Origin of the sequence: Variovorax sp. J2P1-31 (assembly GCF_030317215.1) — a bacterium.
Classification (GTDB): Bacteria; Pseudomonadota; Gammaproteobacteria; order Burkholderiales; family Burkholderiaceae_C; genus Variovorax.
In genome coordinates this window covers 452,103-467,501 of record NZ_JASZYA010000004.1, presented here as the reverse complement: position 1 = coordinate 467,501, position 15,399 = coordinate 452,103, and the positions used below count along the sequence as shown (strand labels likewise).

Annotated in this window: 14 protein-coding genes; 9 read left to right on the top strand and 5 right to left on the bottom strand. The window is 70.7% G+C overall.

Going from position 1 to position 15,399, the window contains the following annotated elements; all coding sequences use genetic code 11:
* Positions 1 to 92 precede the first annotated feature (92 nt).
* Positions 93 to 1,292 (bottom strand): acyl-CoA dehydrogenase, encoded by a 1,200-nt coding sequence (locus QTI20_RS27700; RefSeq protein WP_286555097.1) that lies wholly within the window; start codon positions 1,290 to 1,292, stop codon positions 93 to 95.
* Positions 1,293 to 1,550: 258 nt separating this feature from the next.
* Here QTI20_RS27700 and QTI20_RS27695 point away from each other — a divergent pair, with 258 nt between their 5' ends.
* From QTI20_RS27695 to QTI20_RS27680, 4 genes are all read left to right on the top strand, one after another.
* Positions 1,551 to 2,453 carry a LysR substrate-binding domain-containing protein gene (locus QTI20_RS27695; protein WP_219215849.1) on the top strand — a complete coding sequence of 301 codons (903 nt, stop codon included), beginning with the start codon at positions 1,551 to 1,553 and terminating at the stop codon, positions 2,451 to 2,453.
* 173 nt (positions 2,454 to 2,626) lie between these two features.
* Positions 2,627 to 4,309: an ABC-F family ATP-binding cassette domain-containing protein gene (locus tag QTI20_RS27690; RefSeq protein ID WP_286555099.1), complete on the top strand. Its 1,683-nt coding sequence runs from the start codon at positions 2,627 to 2,629 to the stop codon at positions 4,307 to 4,309.
* 31 nt (positions 4,310 to 4,340) lie between these two features.
* Positions 4,341 to 4,994, top strand: coding sequence for an ABC transporter ATP-binding protein (locus tag QTI20_RS27685; RefSeq protein ID WP_286555100.1), 654 nt, complete (start codon positions 4,341 to 4,343; stop codon positions 4,992 to 4,994).
* Between the two features lie 87 nt (positions 4,995 to 5,081).
* Positions 5,082 to 6,341: an MFS transporter gene (locus QTI20_RS27680; RefSeq protein WP_286555102.1), complete on the top strand. Its 1,260-nt coding sequence runs from the start codon at positions 5,082 to 5,084 to the stop codon at positions 6,339 to 6,341.
* On the opposite strand, the gene QTI20_RS27675 is transcribed toward QTI20_RS27680, so the two are convergent.
* Positions 6,331 to 7,149, bottom strand: coding sequence for an aldolase/citrate lyase family protein (locus QTI20_RS27675; protein ID WP_286555104.1), 819 nt, complete (start codon positions 7,147 to 7,149; stop codon positions 6,331 to 6,333). The two genes, QTI20_RS27680 and QTI20_RS27675, sit on opposite strands and share 11 nt — an antisense overlap.
* 151 nt (positions 7,150 to 7,300) lie before the next feature.
* Here QTI20_RS27675 and QTI20_RS27670 point away from each other — a divergent pair, with 151 nt between their 5' ends.
* The gene (locus QTI20_RS27670; RefSeq protein ID WP_286555105.1) at positions 7,301 to 7,702 is read left to right on the top strand and encodes a phage holin family protein; all 402 of its coding nucleotides are present in this window, start codon (positions 7,301 to 7,303) and stop codon (positions 7,700 to 7,702) included.
* A 6-nt stretch (positions 7,703 to 7,708) separates the two neighbouring features.
* On the opposite strand, the gene QTI20_RS27665 is transcribed toward QTI20_RS27670, so the two are convergent.
* The 3 genes from QTI20_RS27665 to QTI20_RS27655 all read right to left on the bottom strand — a co-directional run bounded on the left by QTI20_RS27665 (position 7,709) and on the right by QTI20_RS27655 (position 11,732).
* Positions 7,709 to 8,185: a hemerythrin domain-containing protein gene (locus tag QTI20_RS27665; RefSeq protein WP_286555107.1), complete on the bottom strand. Its 477-nt coding sequence runs from the start codon at positions 8,183 to 8,185 to the stop codon at positions 7,709 to 7,711.
* Positions 8,186 to 8,254: 69 nt separating this feature from the next.
* A complete protein-coding gene (locus QTI20_RS27660; RefSeq protein ID WP_286555108.1) occupies positions 8,255 to 10,345 on the bottom strand; it encodes an acetoacetate--CoA ligase in 2,091 nt (696 codons plus the stop codon).
* A gap of 97 nt (positions 10,346 to 10,442) precedes the next feature.
* The gene (locus QTI20_RS27655; RefSeq protein ID WP_286555109.1) at positions 10,443 to 11,732 is read right to left on the bottom strand and encodes an AsmA-like C-terminal region-containing protein; all 1,290 of its coding nucleotides are present in this window, start codon (positions 11,730 to 11,732) and stop codon (positions 10,443 to 10,445) included.
* 92 nt (positions 11,733 to 11,824) lie between these two features.
* Here QTI20_RS27655 and QTI20_RS27650 point away from each other — a divergent pair, with 92 nt between their 5' ends.
* The 4 genes from QTI20_RS27650 to minD all read left to right on the top strand — a co-directional run bounded on the left by QTI20_RS27650 (position 11,825) and on the right by minD (position 15,399).
* Positions 11,825 to 12,247, top strand: coding sequence for a hotdog fold thioesterase (locus tag QTI20_RS27650; RefSeq protein ID WP_183028467.1), 423 nt, complete (start codon positions 11,825 to 11,827; stop codon positions 12,245 to 12,247).
* 103 nt (positions 12,248 to 12,350) lie between these two features.
* Positions 12,351 to 13,637: a solute carrier family 23 protein gene (locus tag QTI20_RS27645; RefSeq protein ID WP_286555111.1), complete on the top strand. Its 1,287-nt coding sequence runs from the start codon at positions 12,351 to 12,353 to the stop codon at positions 13,635 to 13,637.
* Positions 13,638 to 13,771: 134 nt separating this feature from the next.
* A complete protein-coding gene (gene minC, locus QTI20_RS27640) occupies positions 13,772 to 14,530 on the top strand; it encodes a septum site-determining protein MinC (RefSeq protein WP_286555112.1) in 759 nt (252 codons plus the stop codon).
* A gap of 53 nt (positions 14,531 to 14,583) precedes the next feature.
* Positions 14,584 to 15,399 (top strand): septum site-determining protein MinD, encoded by an 816-nt coding sequence (gene minD, locus QTI20_RS27635; protein WP_183028470.1) that lies wholly within the window; start codon positions 14,584 to 14,586, stop codon positions 15,397 to 15,399.

The window sequence follows — 15,399 nt, the reverse complement described above, 5'->3', positions numbered from 1 at the left end:
AGGTCGCAGAAGGGAAACCGGAAAAATTTCTTCGGCTTCTTCCGCGACTTCTGCGTCGCCTTGGTATTTCTTCTGCGTCCGGCTGTCCGGTTTCAGTTCGCGAAAGCGGCGATGCCGGTGATCGCGCGGCCCAGGATCAGCGCATGGATGTCGTGCGTGCCTTCGTAGGTGTTCACGACTTCCAGGTTCACCAGGTGGCGCGCCACGCCGAACTCGTCACTGATGCCGTTGCCGCCCATCATGTCGCGCGCCAGGCGGGCGATGTCGAGGGCCTTGCCGCAGTTGTTTCGCTTGAGGATCGAGGTGATCTCGACCGAGGCGATGCCCTCGTCCTTCATGCGGCCCAGGCGCAGGCTGCCCTGCAGGCCCAGCGCGATCTCGGTCTGCATGTCGGCCAGCTTCTTCTGGATCAGCTGGTTGGCCGCGAGCGGGCGGCCGAACTGCTTACGGTCCAGCGTGTACTGGCGGGCGCGGTGCATGCAGTCCTCGGCGGCGCCGAGTGCGCCCCAGGAGATGCCGTAGCGCGCGCTGTTGAGGCAGGTGAACGGGCCCTTCAGGCCCTGCACTTCAGGGAAGGCGTTCTCTTCGGGGCAGAACACGCCGTCCATCACGATCTCGCCAGTGATGCTGGCGCGCAGGCCGACCTTGCCGTGGATCGCGGGAGCGCTCAGGCCCTTCATGCCTTTCTCGAGCACGAAGCCGCGGATCGGGCCGACCGTGCCGCTCTCGCTGACTTCCTTGGCCCAGACCACGAACACGTCGGCGATGGGCGAGTTGCTGATCCACATCTTGGCGCCGCTCAACGAATAGCCGCCCGGCACCTTCTTGGCGCGCGTGGCCATGCTGCCGGGGTCGGAGCCGTGGTCGGGTTCGGTCAGGCCGAAGCAGCCGATGAACTCGCCGGTGGCGAGCTTGGGCAGGTACTTCTGCTTCTGCGCCTCGGTGCCGAATTCGAAGATCGGCACCATCACCAGCGAGCTCTGCACGCTGGCCATCGAGCGGTAGCCCGAATCGACGCGCTCGACTTCGCGCGCGATCAGGCCGTAGGCCACGTAGTTGAGGCCCGGGCCGCCGTACTGTTCGGGAATCGTCGGGCCCAGCAGGCCCAGCGCGCCCATTTCGCGGAAGATGGCGGGATCGGTCTCGCCGGTGCGGAAGCCCTCGGTCACGCGGGGCAGCAGGCGTTCCTGGCAGTAGGCATTGGCCGCATCGCGAATCATGCGTTCTTCGTCGGTCAGCTGCTGATCGAGCAGGAGGGGATCGTCCCAGTGGAATTGCGCTTTGGCGGCCATGTGCTGTCTCCGGAAGAAGAGGGAAAAGACGGGAAATGAATGGCTCGATCCTAGCCTCGGCACCGGGTCGGCGCAAACGAGCAATACTCAGCCAGATATGCATTGCACGAATACCTTAACCAAGGCCACCTGGCTCGGAAGCGCCCCGTTGCCACGCGTGAGACACCGCGGAACCGGCTCCGCCGGGCCGCTGGTGTCGCCCCCGGAAGGGGGTTGGCGAAGCGACACGCAGTGCGCGAAGACTGGGGGAGAGCCTTAATGCGCAGAAAGATCCCGCCGCTGCAGACCCTGGTCTGCTTCGATGCCGCCGCGCGCCACGAGAGCTACACGCGCGCCGCGCAGGAGCTCGCGCTCACGCAGAGCGCGGTCTCGCGCCAGATCGGCGCGCTGGAGGCCTTCCTCGGCGTCACGCTGTTTCGGCGCACGCGGCACGGCGTGGCGCTCACGCCCAGCGGTGCCGCCTATGCGCGCCAGACCGCCAAGCGGCTCGAGGCCATGGAGCGCGACACGCTCGACGCCATGGCCGACCAGGGCGCCGGCGGCTCGCTGGCACTGGCGGCGGTGCCCACCTTCGCCACGCGCTGGCTGATCCCGCGGCTGCCGGCCTTCGCACGCCAGCAGCCCGAGGTGGTGGTGCACATCGAGACCCGCACCCGCCCCTTCCTGTTCGCCGATGCCGAGTTCGACGCGGCGATCTATGCGGGCACGCCCGCGCAGGTGGCCAACTGGGCCGGTACGCATACCGCCCTGCTGCTGCGCGAAGACGTGGTGCCGCTGTGCAGCCCGCGGCTGCTGCCGCACGGCCAGGCCGTGACGCCCGACGCCATCGCGCGGATGCCGCTGCTGCAGCAGAGCACCCGGCCCGAGGGCTGGCGCCAGTGGTTCGATGCGCAGCAGGTCGATGCGCCGCGCGCGCGCACCGGGCCGCGCTACGAGCTGTTCTCGATGCTGGCCGCGGCCGCCACCCAGGGCCTGGGCGTGGCGCTGATGCCGACCCTGCTGGTCGAGGACGAACTCGCGCGCGGCGAACTCGTCGTGGCCTGCGCGCAGGTGCTCTCGGGCCAGCGGAACTACTACCTGGTCACGCCCGACCGCGGCGAAGGCCGGCCGCTGCTGGGCCTGTTCGCCGAGTGGCTGGTGGGCCAGGCGCGCGGCGCCTGAACGCGCGCGCAAGGAACTTTCGCCACCGCCACACGCTCCGACCGGCCCCGCCACCCCACGAGCCCCGTCACGCGCCATGTGATCCCTGCCAGTCGTCCTCATCAAGAAGCACCGCCCCCGCACGCCCAGAGCGTCCCGGACCGCGGCCTCTCCCTTTCTTGTCAGGAGCCTGCATGGTTGTCCTTCATGACGATGCGCACATGGCGTGCGTCCCGGCCTCGGCCGATGCCTCGGCCCTTCCCGGGTCTTCCCTTTTCTCGCTGCGCCACCTGGGCTTCACCCTGCCCGACGGACGCGCGCTGTTCCACGACCTGAACGCCGAGCTGCACGCCGAACGCATCGGCCTCGTCGGCCGCAACGGTGCGGGCAAGAGCGTGCTGGCCCGGCTGTTGGTCGATCGCCTGACGCCCGGTTCGGGCCGCGTCGTGCGCGGCGGCAGCGTGGCCTGGGTGCCGCAGGAGGTCGGCGCCACGGCGGGCACATGCGTGGCGACGGTCGCGGGCCTCGCGCCGCTGTTCGACGCGCTCGCGCGCATCGAGGCCGGCGGGCTCGACCCCGCCGACTTCGCGCTGCTCGAAGGCCGGTGGGACATCGCCGCCACCTTCGCCCAGGCGCTGGCCGAGGGCGGGCTGGCGCCGCTGCGGCCCTCGGACCCGGCCGACCGGCTCAGCGGCGGCGAGCGGACCCGCGTGGCGCTGGTCGGCGCCTTCCTGTCGGGCGCCGATGCGCTGGTGCTCGACGAGCCGACCAACCATCTGGATGCCGGCGCGCGCCATTGGCTTCGCGCGAAGCTCGCCGCATGGCCCGGCGCGGCCGTGGTCGTGAGCCACGACCGCGAACTGCTCGAAACCGTGGACGCGATCCTGGAACTCGGCCCGGACGGCCTCACGCGCCATGGCGGCAACTTCACGCGCTATGCGCAGCAGCGCGCGCAACAGTCGGCCGCGGCGGAGGCCGCGCTGCAGCACGCGCGCACCGAGAAGAAGGCCGGCCTGCGTGCCCTGCGCGCGCAGCACGATGCCCAGCAGCAGCGCACGGCCCGCCAGCAACGCGACGCCAAGACGCGCAACCTGCCGGCTTTGGTGCTGGGCCGCATGAAGGACGCGGCGCAGGCCAGCGCCGGCAAGGCGAACGCACGCCGCAGCAACACCGCCGACCGGCTGGCGGGCGCGGTCCGGCAGGCGCTCGCGCGCACCGAGCCCGCGCCGGCGCTCGCGCTGATGCTGCCGGCGACCACGGTGGCGGCCGGCAAGCGCGTGCTGACGCTGGACGACGCGGTGCCGCCCTTCCCGCCCGGCGCCGCGCCACTGTCGCTGGCGCTCGCCGGCCCGTTGCGCGTGGCGGTGCAGGGCCCCAACGGCTGCGGCAAGACCACGCTCCTGAAGATGCTGGCCGGCGAGATCGCGCCCGTCTCCGGCGATTGCCGCATCGGCGTGCCGCACGCCTGGCTGGACCAGCGCGCCGACAGCCTGCTGCCGCGCCACCGGTCGGTGCTGGAACGCCTGCAGGCCTTGCACACGCCGCTGCCCGAGGGCGTGCTGCGCAGCCACCTGGCCTGGCTGGGCCTCGGGCCCGCGCAGGTCGGCATGCCCTCGGGCGCGCTGAGCGGCGGCGAGCGCATGAAGGCCGCGCTGGCCTGCGCACTGTGGGGCGGCGAGCCCGCGCAGCTGTTGCTGCTGGACGAGCCCACCAACCACCTCGACCTGGCGTCGGTCGAGGCGATGGAGCAGGCGCTCGCAGGCTACCCGGGCGCGCTGGTCGTGGCCTCGCACGATGCGCGTTTCCTCGCGGCGCTGGCGCCCACCCACGCGCTGCGCTTCGACGGCAAGGGCTGGCTGCTGGAGACGATTGCGTGATCCGGCGCCAGGTTGCGGTACGGTGCGGGCCATGACAACGGCCCCTTCTCTCCTTCCCACCCTCCCCACCCTCGCCATCGACCGCCTGCGCTTCGCCTACCCCGGTGAGCCGCCGCTGGTGGCCGACTGGTCCGCCGCCATCGGCCCCGGCGTGACGCTGCTGCACGGCGACACCGGCAGCGGCAAGTCGACGCTGCTGCGCATGCTCGCGGGCCAGGTGCCCGCCAGCGCCGGCACGCTGACGCTGTGCGGCGCATCGCTGCCCGGCGACGCGGCGGCCTACCGGCGCCACCTGTTCTTCATCGAGCCCGGCACCGACGCCTTCGACGCCATGACCGGCCGCGACTGCGCGCTGTCGCTGCGCCGCGCCGACCTGCCGTTCGACGAAGCGCGCTGGGCGGCGCTGGTCGAGGGCTTCTCGCTCGCGCCCCACATCGACAAGGCGATGTACATGCTCTCCACGGGCTCCAAGCGCAAGGTCTGGCTCGCGGCGGCCCTGGCCTCGAAGCACCCGCTCACGCTGCTCGACGAGCCGACCGGTGGGCTCGATGCGGCCTCGATGCGCTGCCTGTGGCGCACCCTCGCCGAGATCGCGGCCGAGGGCGACCGCGCCGTCATCGTCGCGAGCGGCGAGCGCATCGGCGAGGTGCCGCTGGCCGCCACGCTCGCGCTGCCCTTCGCCTGACGCGGCCACAATGGGTGCCAAAGGCGGGGCCGGCAACGGCCACCGCCGCCCCAGCCACACCAGATGGCGAACCCAGAGACAAGCCGCATGACCACGACCGCCGCCGCCCCGCGCCACCTGCCCGATTCGCGCTACGCCCTGTGGCGGCTGCTGGTCACGCTGCTGATCATGACCGTGGGCAGCAGCGGCATGTACGTGGTCTCGGTCGTGATCCCCGCGGTGCAGGCCGACTTCGGCATCGACCGCGCGCAGGCCTCGCTGCCCTACACGCTGCTGATGATCGGCTTCGGCGTGGGCGGCATGCTGATGGGCAAGGTGGCCGACCGCTTCGGCGTGATGTGGCCTTTGCTGGGCGGCGCGGTCGCACTCGGGCTGGGCTACGTGGCCTGCGGCCTGGCGTCGAACATCGTGGTCTTCATCGCGGCGCAGGCGGTGCTGGTCGGGCTGCTCGGCAGCTCCGCCGCCTTCGCGCCGCTGGTGGCCGACACCTCGCTGTGGTTCGTGAAACGGCGCGGCATCGCGGTGGCGGTGTGCGCCAGCGGCAACTACATCGCCGGTGCCGTCTGGCCGCCGATCGCGCAGCACTTCGTCGAGACCGTGGGCTGGCGCCAGACCTACCTCGGCATGGGCCTGTTCTGCGGTCTCGCGATGGCCGGCCTGGCGCTGTTGATGCACGCGCGGCCACCGGCCCTCTCGATGGCGATGCCGAGCGCCGTCGCCGGCCGGCCGGTGCCCGGCCTGCGCCCCTTCGGCCTGAGCCTGGGCACCGCCCAGGGCCTGCTGTGCGTGGCCGGCGTGGCCTGCTGCGTCGCGATGGCGATGCCGCAGGTGCACATCGTGGCCTACTGCACCGACCTGGGCTTCGGCGCGGCGCGCGGCGCCCAGATGCTCTCGCTGATGCTGGCCTGCGGCATCGCGAGCCGGCTGATCTCGGGCGCGATCTGCGACCGCATCGGCGGCCTGCGCACGCTGCTGCTGGGCTCGGGCCTGCAGTGCGTGGCGCTGCTGCTGTTCCTGCCCTTCGACGGGCTGGTGCCGCTGTTCGTGGTGTCGGCGATGTTCGGCCTGTTCCAGGGCGGCATCGTGCCCTCGTACGCGATCATCGTGCGCGAGCATTTCCCGCCCGCCGAAGCCGGCGCGCGCGTCGGCACGGTGCTGATGTGCACGCTGCTGGGCATGGCGCTGGGCGGCTGGATGTCGGGCAAGGTGTTCGACCTCACCGGCAGCTACCACGCGGCCTTCCTCAACGGCATCGCGTGGAACCTGCTCAACATGTCGATCGCGGCGACGCTGCTGTGGCGCGTCTCGCGGGGCGCGACCGGGCGCGCCGCCGCCCTCAGTAGCTGATCTTCGCGGCCGGCACGGCTCCCCCGGCGCCGAAGCGCGTGGCGATGGCCTCGGCGCCGCGCGCGAGGATCTGCAGGTCCATCGCGACCGCCACGAACAGCGCGCCGAGGTCCAGGCACTCGCGCGCGCGCGCCTCGTCCACCAGAAGGATGCCCGGCGCCTTGCCGCAGGCGCGGATGCGGGCGATGGCGCCGTCGATGGCCGCGCGCACTTCCGGATGGCCGGCATTGCCCGGATGGCCCATGCTGGCCGACAGGTCGGCCGGGCCGATGAACACGCCGTCGACCCCGTCGACGCTGGCGATCTCCTCGAGCCGGTCGAGCGCCTCGCGGGTCTCGACCTGCACCAGCAGGCACAGCTCTTCATGCGCATGCTGTGCGTAGCCCTGCGTGCGGCCGTAGTTGGAGGCCCGCATCGAGCCGCCCATGCCGCGGATGCCTTCGGGCGCGTAGCGCATGGCGCGCACCGCGGCGCGGGCCTCGTCGGCGTTCTGCACGAAGGGCAGCAGCAAGGTCTGGGCGCCGATGTCGAGGTAGCGCTTGATCAGCATCGGGTCGTTCCACGCAGGCCGCACCACGGCCGACGACGCGCGCTCGCCGGCCGGCACCGCCGAGGCCGCGCCCTGCAGCTGCTGGAGCATGCGCGGCACGTCGGTGGGCGCGTGCTCGGTGTCGAACAGCAGCCAGTCGTAGCCGGCACCGGCGACGATCTCCGCGATGTAGGGGTCGGGCAGGCTGCACCACAGCCCGATCTGTGCCCGGCCTTCGGCCAGCGCGCGCTTGAAATGGTTGACGGGGAGTTGCGACATCCGGCCACCATAGCCGATCGCCCCGCGCGGTGCCGGCGAAATCCGGCGGGGCGCCATGCCATTGCGAACGGGCCCGCGGCGCGTGCCGGCGACGCGCGAGAATCGACGCACCGCCTTCTCACCCAATCCACAAGCAAGAGAGAAAACGTCCATGCTGCAGAACCTGACCCCCTTCCTGGTCCACTGGGCCATCACCGGCCTGTCGCTGTGGATCGCCAGCTACCTGTTCCGGGGTCTCAAGTTCGACAGCACCGGGGCGCTGGTGGTGTCGGCCCTGCTGCTGGGCTTCGCCAATGCGGTGGTCAAGCCGCTGCTGATCGTGCTCACGCTGCCGCTGACGCTGCTGACCTTCGGCCTGTTCCTGCTGGTGATCAACGCGCTGATGATCCTGCTGGTGTCGGCCCTGGTGCGCGGCTTCAAGGTCTCGGGCTTCTGGACCGCCTTCTTCGCGAGCATCTTCATCTCGCTGCTGAGCATCGCGATCGGCGCGATGGTCGGCGGCAGCGACCCGGCGACGAACATCCAGATGCCCAGCAGCGGCACCTGGCTGTAGCGCGCCTCAGGCCGTCGCGCAGGCGGCCGAGCCGCAGCCCGTCAGCGGCACCGCCGGCAGCCCCTGCGGCATGCGCACCTGCTGCGTGGCCGCATCGAAGCCCACGCCGCGCAGGTGCAGCGCCAGCGCGGCATCCATGGTCTGGGCGTGCTGCACGAACCACACGGCAAGCTCGCGCGCCATCCGGCGGATCGCCTCGGTCTCATTCTTCAGGCCCTGCACCAGGCCCTCGCGCATCACCTCCAGCACCACGCGATGCTGCACCGTGTGGCAGTTGGCCGACGAGAAGCCGGTGCTGCGCATCCACGCGTCCTCGGTGCCGAAATGATCGACCGTGTGCTCGATCAACGCGCGCCAGGCCGGCACCAGTTGCGCGTCCTCGGCGCCCTCGACCTGCGCCAGCAGTTCGACGAATTCCTGGTGCGTCTGGTCCATCGGGGGCAGGTCCAGCGACAGCGACTCGGACCATTGCAATGCAGCCATGAGGCTCTCCTTGTGCGGAAAACCTCAGGCTATCGGTACGCGCCGTGAACCGGTTTGACGCAGCGCAAGCTAGTGAGATGCCGCCTGCGCCCGCTTCGCCGCCAGCGCCACATACCAATCCAGGCTGCCCGGATTGGCCATGGCCTCGCGGTTGACCACCTTCTCGATCGGCTGACCCAGCAGCAGCTTCTTGATCGGCAGCTCCTGCTTCTTGCCCGAGAGGGTGCGCGGGATCTCGGCCACCTGGAAGATGTCGTTGGGCAGGAAGCGCGGCGACAGCGAGGTCTTGATCGCGTCGTTGATCCTGGCGCGCATCGCGTCGTCGAGTGCGACGCCGGGGCGCAGCACCACGAACAGCGGCATGTAGCTGTCGCGGCCCAGGTACTCGAGGTCGACCACCATCGAATCGAGCACCTCGGGCAGGCCCTCGACCGCGCTGTAGATCTCGCTGGTGCCCATGCGCAGGCCCTGGCGGTTGATGGTGGCGTCGCTGCGGCCGTAGATGATGCAGCCGCCGTCCTCGCCCACCTTGAGCCAGTCGCCGTGGCGCCAGACGCCGGGGTAGGTGTCGAAGTAGCTCGAGAGGTAGCGCGGCCCCGGCTCGACGCCGGGCCGCCCCAAGTCGGAGCCGGACCCCCTCGGGGGGTGGGCGGCTTCGCCGCCCGGGGGCTGCACGATCGGCTCGTCGCCCCAGAAGTACAGCGGCATCGAGGGGATGGGCTGCACGCAGACCAGCTCGCCGACCTCGCCGATCACCGGCTGGCCCTGCTCGTTCCAGGCCTCGACCGCGTGGCCGACCTGGCGGCACTGCATCTGGCCCGGCACTTCGGGCAGTTCGCGGTTGCCGCCGACGAAGGCGCCGCAGAAGTCGGTGCCGCCCGAGATGTTGCACCACCAGATGTCTTTCGAGCCCGCGGCGCGGAACTGCGCGCTGCCCCAGCGCTGCACCTCCTCCGACAGCGGCGAGCCGGTGCTGCCCAGCACGCGCACGCGCGACAGGTCGCCGCAGGCCGAGGCCTCGACGCCGGCCTTCATGCAATGCGTGAAGTAGGCCGCGCCGGCGCCGAAGAAGGTCACGCGGTGCTTGGCGACGAAGCGCCAGAGCACGCTCCAGTCGGGCTTCTCCTTGCTGCCGGCCGGGTTGCCGTCGTAGAGCACGATGGTGGTGCCCGCGGCCAGGCCCGCGAGCTGGCAGTTCCACATGACCCAGCCGGTGGAGCTGTACCAGTGGAAGCGTTCGCCGAAGTTGTTGGCGCCGTAGCTGGCGCCGAAGTCGTTGTGCAGCCCGCAGGCGTACATGGTCATGATGATGCCGCCCTGCCCGTGCACGATGGGCTTGGGCAGGCCGGTGGTGCCGCTGGAGTAGACGATCCAGATCGGATGGTCGAAGGGCAGCCACTCGGGCTCGAAGGCCGCGACCTCGGCGTCGTCGCGCGCGATGGCCTCGGTCCAGTCGGCGTCGGCCTCGATCTGCGCCGCAGCGAAGGGCGTGCGCAGCAGCAGCAGCTTGCGCACGCTGGGCAGCTGGCCGCGCAGTTCCTGCACGATCGCACTGCGGTCCAGCGCCTTGCCGCCGTAGTGCACGCCGTCGGCCGCGATCAGCAGCGTGGGCTCGATCTGGCGAAGGCGGTCGACCACCGCGGCCGTGCCCATGTCGGGCGCGCACACGCTCCACACCGCACCGATGCTGGTGCAGGCCAGGAAGGCGACCATGGTCTCGGGGACGTTGGGCAGGTAGGCCGCGACGCGGTCGCCGCGCCGCACGCCCAGCGCGCGCAAGCTGAGCGCCGCCGAAGCGACCTGGCGCCGCAGCTCGGGCCAGCTCATCTCGCGCACCTGGCCGCGCTCGTCGTCGCTCACGATCGCCGGCATGCCCGCGGCGTGGGCCGCGTCGACATGGCGCAGCACCTCGCGCGCGTAGTTGACCTGTGCGCCGGGGAACCACACGGCGCCGGGCATGCGGTGCTTGGCCAGCACCGCGCTGTAGGGCGTGGGCGAGTGCATGCCGGCGTAGTCCCAGATGCTCTGCCAGAAGGCGTCGAGCTCGGTGGTCGACCAGCGCCACAGCGCGTCGTAGTCGTCGAAGCGCAGGCCGCGATGGTCACGCAGCCAGTCCTGGTAGAGACGGAGTTGGGGAACGTTCGGTGGTGCTGGATTCATGAGGATTCGAAGCTTACGGCGCGCACCGCCGCCGCGCCCCACGGGAATGCCCGATGGCGCCGCGCGGCTGTCCCGCGCGCGACGCGCTGCACCCGCATCAGGGCGCGCGCGGTCCCCGGGGTGCGGGCTTCTTCTTGTCGCCGCCGAACAGCCGCTCGACCTGCTGGCCGATGCGCGCGCCGATGGCCGTGCCCACGCCCGGCAGCACGGCGGTGCCCACGGCCGCGCCGGTAAGCGCACCGCCGGTCAGCGAGAGTTCGGGGTCGTCGAGCGTGCCGCCGAGCTTGAGCGGCACGCCGACCACGCCGTCGACGATGTCGACCGCCACCTCGCCGTCGAGCTTGCGCAGGAAGATGCGCGCGCTGCCCGTGGCCGTGAGCACGCCGGAGCGCGCCTTGAGATCGCTGTACTGCAGCCGCGTGCCGTCGCCCGTGGCCTGGGTGTCGAGCGTGCCGGTGAGCGAGTCGAGCGGCGTGCGCCCGCCCCGGCTGGTGCCCGCGCTGCGGATCGCCTTGGCCAGGTCGAAGCGGGTCAGCGTGGCCGGCTGCACCGTGAAACGCGTGCGGGTGTGGGCGCTGCGCCAGAGCGCGCCCGGGTCGGCGCCGGTGGCGCGCAGCTCGGTGCGCCCGTTGACCTTGCCGGCCACCGGCGTGGAGCGCCCGAAGCTCTTCATCAGCTGCTCGATGTCGACGTTGCGCGGCTCGAGCTCGCCGGTCAGCAGCAGGCTGCCGTCCTGGGCGGTCTCGAGCGCGGTCTGGCCGTTCCACGTGCCGCCGCCCACGTCGATCAGCGTGCGCCAGCGGTCGGTCTGGCCTTCGCGCTCGAGCCGCAGCCGGACCGGGCTGGAGGCATCGGCGGCCCGACGCAGCTCGGCGCTGCGCGGACGCCAGTTCGGATCGAAGTCGATCTGGCCGTCGTAGGCCAGCGCGATCTCGCGCCGGTCGACCCAGGTGACGTCGGTGAAGCGGACCTGCGCCACGGGCACGGTGTCCAGCGACCAGGCGCCGCCCGCGGGCGTCGCCGCCGCATCGCCCTGGCCGCGGAAGGCCCGCACCGATTGGCGCGGCAGCACCACGCCGTCGGCCTCGGCCCCGTCGATCCGGATCCGGCGCTCGAGCAGCGCGCGCCAGGGGGCGCGCAGCTCGAGCCGGCGCACGCGGATCGGCGCGTCCTGCACGGTCGCCACCTCGGCGAGCACGAGGCGCGGCGCCGGCAGCACCGACCAATGCAGGCTGCCGATGCGCAGGCCGATGCCGGTGCGCTGCTCGAACTCCGCCTGCGCGCGCGCGGCCAGCTCGGCGTCGCTCGGCACCCACCAGGCGAGCAGGCCGGCCGCCACCGCGAGCGCGGTCGCGCCACCTGCCAGCCAGAGCACCGAGCGTTTCATGCGGCGAGCTTAGCCGCGCGGGGGCGACAGGCCGTGTAGTCGCGGGGCGCGTCCTGTCGCTATAGTTTTGACCATCTTTCTCTGGAGTCTCCATGGCCATCTGGCAAAAACCCCTCTCGCTCGACATGATGGCGAAGGCTGCGGTCAACACCGCGTCCGCCCACCTGGGCATCGAATTCATCGAGATCGGCGACGACTTCCTGCGCGGCCGCGTGCCGGTGGACCAGCGCACGGTGCAGCCCTTCGGGCTGCTGCACGGCGGCGTGTCGGTGGTGCTGGCCGAGACGCTGGGTTCGATGGGGGCCTACTATTCCTCGCCCGAAGGCCATGCGGCGGTGGGTCTGGACATCAACGCCAACCACCTGCGCTCGGCCCGCAGCGGCTGGGTCACGGGCACCGCGCGGCCGGTGCACCGCGGCCGCACGGTCCAGGTCTGGCAGATCGACCTGACGAACGAAGCCGGCGAGCTGACCTGCGTCTCACGCATCACGATGTCCATGCTGCTGCCCCGCTAGGCGCGGCACGCGCCGTCCTCGCTGCGCCGATTCGCTCGATTCCAGGCCACCAAAGCGCCTCGGAGCGGGCATCATCGGGCGCACTACAAACGAGGAGAAATCAATGTCCGGAATCTTCCAATGGCGTGAGGTGCAGGCCACCGAGGGCGCGGTCGTCGCGCCCGACGAGCGGCTGCCCTGGCCGCAGACCGCCGCGATGGGCGTGCAGCATGTGATCGCGATGTTCGGTGCCACGGTGCTGGCGCCGATCCTGATGGGCTTCAACCCCAACATCGCGATCCTGATGAGCGGCATCGGCACCCTGCTCTTCTTCTTCATCACCGGCGGGCGCGTGCCCAGCTACCTGGGCTCGAGCTTCGCCTTCATCGGCGTGGTGATCGCGGCCAGCGGTTACGGGGGCTCGGGGCCCAACGCCAACCTGGCGGTGGCGCTGGGCGGCATCGTGGCCTGCGGCGTGCTCTACATCCTGATCGGCGCGCTGGTGCAGGCCATCGGCACCGGCTGGATCGAACGCTTCATGCCGCCGGTGGTGACCGGCGCCGTGGTGGCGGTGATCGGGCTCAACCTGGCCAACGTGCCGATCAAGAACATGGCGGCGAACAACTTCGACGCCTGGATGCAGGCTGTGACCTTCCTCTGCGTGGGCCTGGTGGCGGTGTTCGCGCGCGGCATGGTGCAACGGCTGCTGATCCTGGTCGGGCTGATCCTGGCGACCGTGGTCTATGCGGCGCTGACCAACGGCCTGGGCCTGGGCAAGCCGATGGACCTGAGCGGCATCGCTAACGCGGCCTGGTTCGGCGCGCCGGTGTTCACCGCCCCGGTGTTCACCGGCAGCGCGATGCTGCTGATCGCCCCGGTGGCGATCATCCTGGTGGCCGAGAACCTGGGTCACCTGAAGGCCGTGACGGCCATGACCGGGCGCAACCTCGACCCGCTGATCGGCCGCGCCTTCATCGCCGACGGCGTGGCGACGGTGGTCAGCGGCTCGGCCGGCGGCACCGGCGTGACCACCTATGCCGAGAACATCGGCGTGATGGCCGCCACCCGCATCTACTCCACCGCGGTGTTCGTGGTGGCCGCGCTGATCGCGCTGGTGCTGGGCTTCTCGCCCAAGTTCGGCGCGCTGATCCAGGCCATCCCGCTGCCGGTGATGGGCGGCGTGAGCATCGTGGTGTTCGGCCTGATCGCGGTCGCGGGCGCCAAGATCTGGGTCGACAACAAGGTCGACTTCTCGCAGAACCGCAACCTGATCGTGGCGGCGATCACGCTGATCATCGGCACCGGCGACTTCACGCTCAAGTTCGGCCAGTTCGCGCTGGGCGGCATCGGGACCGCCACCTTCGGCGCGATCATCCTGTGGGCCCTGCTGGGCCGCGCGCGCAACGCCTGAAGCGGCACCGGGCACGGCCCGAGTTGAAACGCGATGCAAGAAATGTGTGGGTCGGCGGGGCTGAAGCCCCAACGGCCCCACCCGGCACAGCGGCAGGCCGTTAGACTTCAACGCTTTTCGGACGACCTTTTCACATGGCCGATGCTTCCGCCGCGCGCACCAAGGCGGTATTCGAATTCAAGAGCGCCACGCTGCCGCTGGTGGCGCTGATCCTCAAGACGACGGACCTCGGCGTGCTGACGACGGCGCTCGACGCCCAGTTGGCCGACTCCCCGGACTTCTTCGAGCAGGAGCCGGTGGTCATCGACCTGTCCCAGCTGCCCGAGGACGACACGGCCGCCCCGCTCGACTTCACGGTGCTGCGCGACCTGCTCGCGCGCCACCAGACCCAGCCCATCGCCGTGCGCGGCGGCAACGACGAGCAGAACGCCGCGGCGCGCGCCGCCGGCCTGTCGATCGCCGCGATGCCGGTCACGCCCACCCCGCGCGCGCCCGCGCCGCCTTCCGCGGCCCCGGCCAGCGAGGCGCCGCAGATCGTGCGCGAGGTGCAGGTGCCCGCCAACGGCACGCTGGTCATCGACCGGCCGCTGCGCTCGGGCCAGCAGGTCTACGCCCGCGGCGGCGACGTGATCGTGATGGCGGTGGTGAACTTCGGCGCCGAGGTCATCGCCGACGGCAACGTGCATGTCTACGCACCGCTGCGCGGCAAGGCCATCGCGGGCGCGCGCGGCAACACCGAGGCCCGCATCTTCACCACCTGCATGGAAGCGCAGCTGGTGGCGATCGCCGGCATCTACCGCACCTCCGAAATCGCGCTGCCGGCCAACCTGGCGGGCAAGGCGGTCCAGATCCATCTGGACGACAAGAAAATTCTCATGGAGCCGATCCTCTGATCGCCGCTCCCGCAGCAGCAACTGAACAACCGGATTACGAAAGAGGAACGGCAATGGCCAAAATTGTGGTGGTGACCTCGGGCAAGGGCGGCGTCGGCAAGACGACCACGAGCGCAAGCTTCGCGTCGGGCCTGGCCCTGGCGGGCAAGAAGACGGCCGTGATCGACTTCGACGTCGGCCTGCGCAACCTCGACCTGATCATGGGCTGCGAACGCCGCGTGGTGTACGACCTGATCAACGTGATCCAGGGCGAGGCCAACCTGAACCAGGCGCTGATCAAGGATAAGCAGTGCGACAACCTGTTCGTGCTGGCCGCCTCGCAGACGCGCGACAAGGAAGCGCTGACCGAGGAAGGCGTCGAGAAGGTGCTCAAGGACCTGGCGGCGATGGACTTCGACTACATCGTCTGCGACTCGCCCGCGGGCATCGAGACCGGCGCCATGATGGCCATGCACTTCGCCGACGAGGCGCTGATCGTGACCAACCCCGAAGTCTCCTCGGTGCGCGACTCGGACCGCATCCTGGGCATGCTGGGCAGCAAGACCCAGCGCGCCAAGGACGGCGGCGAGCCGATCAAGGAGCACCTGCTGATCACCCGCTACAACCCGAACCGCGTGGCCGGCGGCCAGATGCTGTCGCTGGAAGACATCCAGGACATCCTGCGCATCAAGCTGATCGGCGTGATCCCGGAATCGGAAACCGTGCTGAACGCCTCCAACCAGGGCATCCCCGCGATCCACGACAAGGGCACCGACGTGTCGGAAGCCTACAGCGACGTGGTGGCGCGCTTCCTCGGCGAAGACCGCCCGATGCGCTTCATCGATGCGGAGAAACCCGGCTTCTTCAAGCGCATCTTCGGAGGCAAATGA

Bases quoted from the DNA above. Each gene is read 5' to 3' on its own strand.
- QTI20_RS27670 (WP_286555105.1), top strand. From the start codon at position 7,301: ATGCTGCAGAACCTGACCCCCTTCCTGGTCCACTGGGCCATCACCGGC.
- QTI20_RS27650 (WP_183028467.1), top strand. From the start codon at position 11,825: ATGGCCATCTGGCAAAAACCCCTCTCGCTCGACATGATGGCGAAGGCT.
- minC (WP_286555112.1), top strand. From the start codon at position 13,772: ATGGCCGATGCTTCCGCCGCGCGCACCAAGGCGGTATTCGAATTCAAG.
- QTI20_RS27695 (WP_219215849.1), top strand. From the start codon at position 1,551: ATGCGCAGAAAGATCCCGCCGCTGCAGACCCTGGTCTGCTTCGATGCC.
- minD (WP_183028470.1), top strand. From the start codon at position 14,584: ATGGCCAAAATTGTGGTGGTGACCTCGGGCAAGGGCGGCGTCGGCAAG.
- QTI20_RS27660 (WP_286555108.1), bottom strand. From the start codon at position 10,345: ATGAATCCAGCACCACCGAACGTTCCCCAACTCCGTCTCTACCAGGAC.
- QTI20_RS27690 (WP_286555099.1), top strand. From the start codon at position 2,627: ATGGTTGTCCTTCATGACGATGCGCACATGGCGTGCGTCCCGGCCTCG.
- QTI20_RS27665 (WP_286555107.1), bottom strand. From the start codon at position 8,185: ATGGCTGCATTGCAATGGTCCGAGTCGCTGTCGCTGGACCTGCCCCCG.
- QTI20_RS27685 (WP_286555100.1), top strand. From the start codon at position 4,341: ATGACAACGGCCCCTTCTCTCCTTCCCACCCTCCCCACCCTCGCCATC.
- QTI20_RS27655 (WP_286555109.1), bottom strand. From the start codon at position 11,732: ATGAAACGCTCGGTGCTCTGGCTGGCAGGTGGCGCGACCGCGCTCGCG.
- QTI20_RS27700 (WP_286555097.1), bottom strand. From the start codon at position 1,292: ATGGCCGCCAAAGCGCAATTCCACTGGGACGATCCCCTCCTGCTCGAT.
- QTI20_RS27645 (WP_286555111.1), top strand. From the start codon at position 12,351: ATGTCCGGAATCTTCCAATGGCGTGAGGTGCAGGCCACCGAGGGCGCG.
- QTI20_RS27675 (WP_286555104.1), bottom strand. From the start codon at position 7,149: ATGTCGCAACTCCCCGTCAACCATTTCAAGCGCGCGCTGGCCGAAGGC.
- QTI20_RS27680 (WP_286555102.1), top strand. From the start codon at position 5,082: ATGACCACGACCGCCGCCGCCCCGCGCCACCTGCCCGATTCGCGCTAC.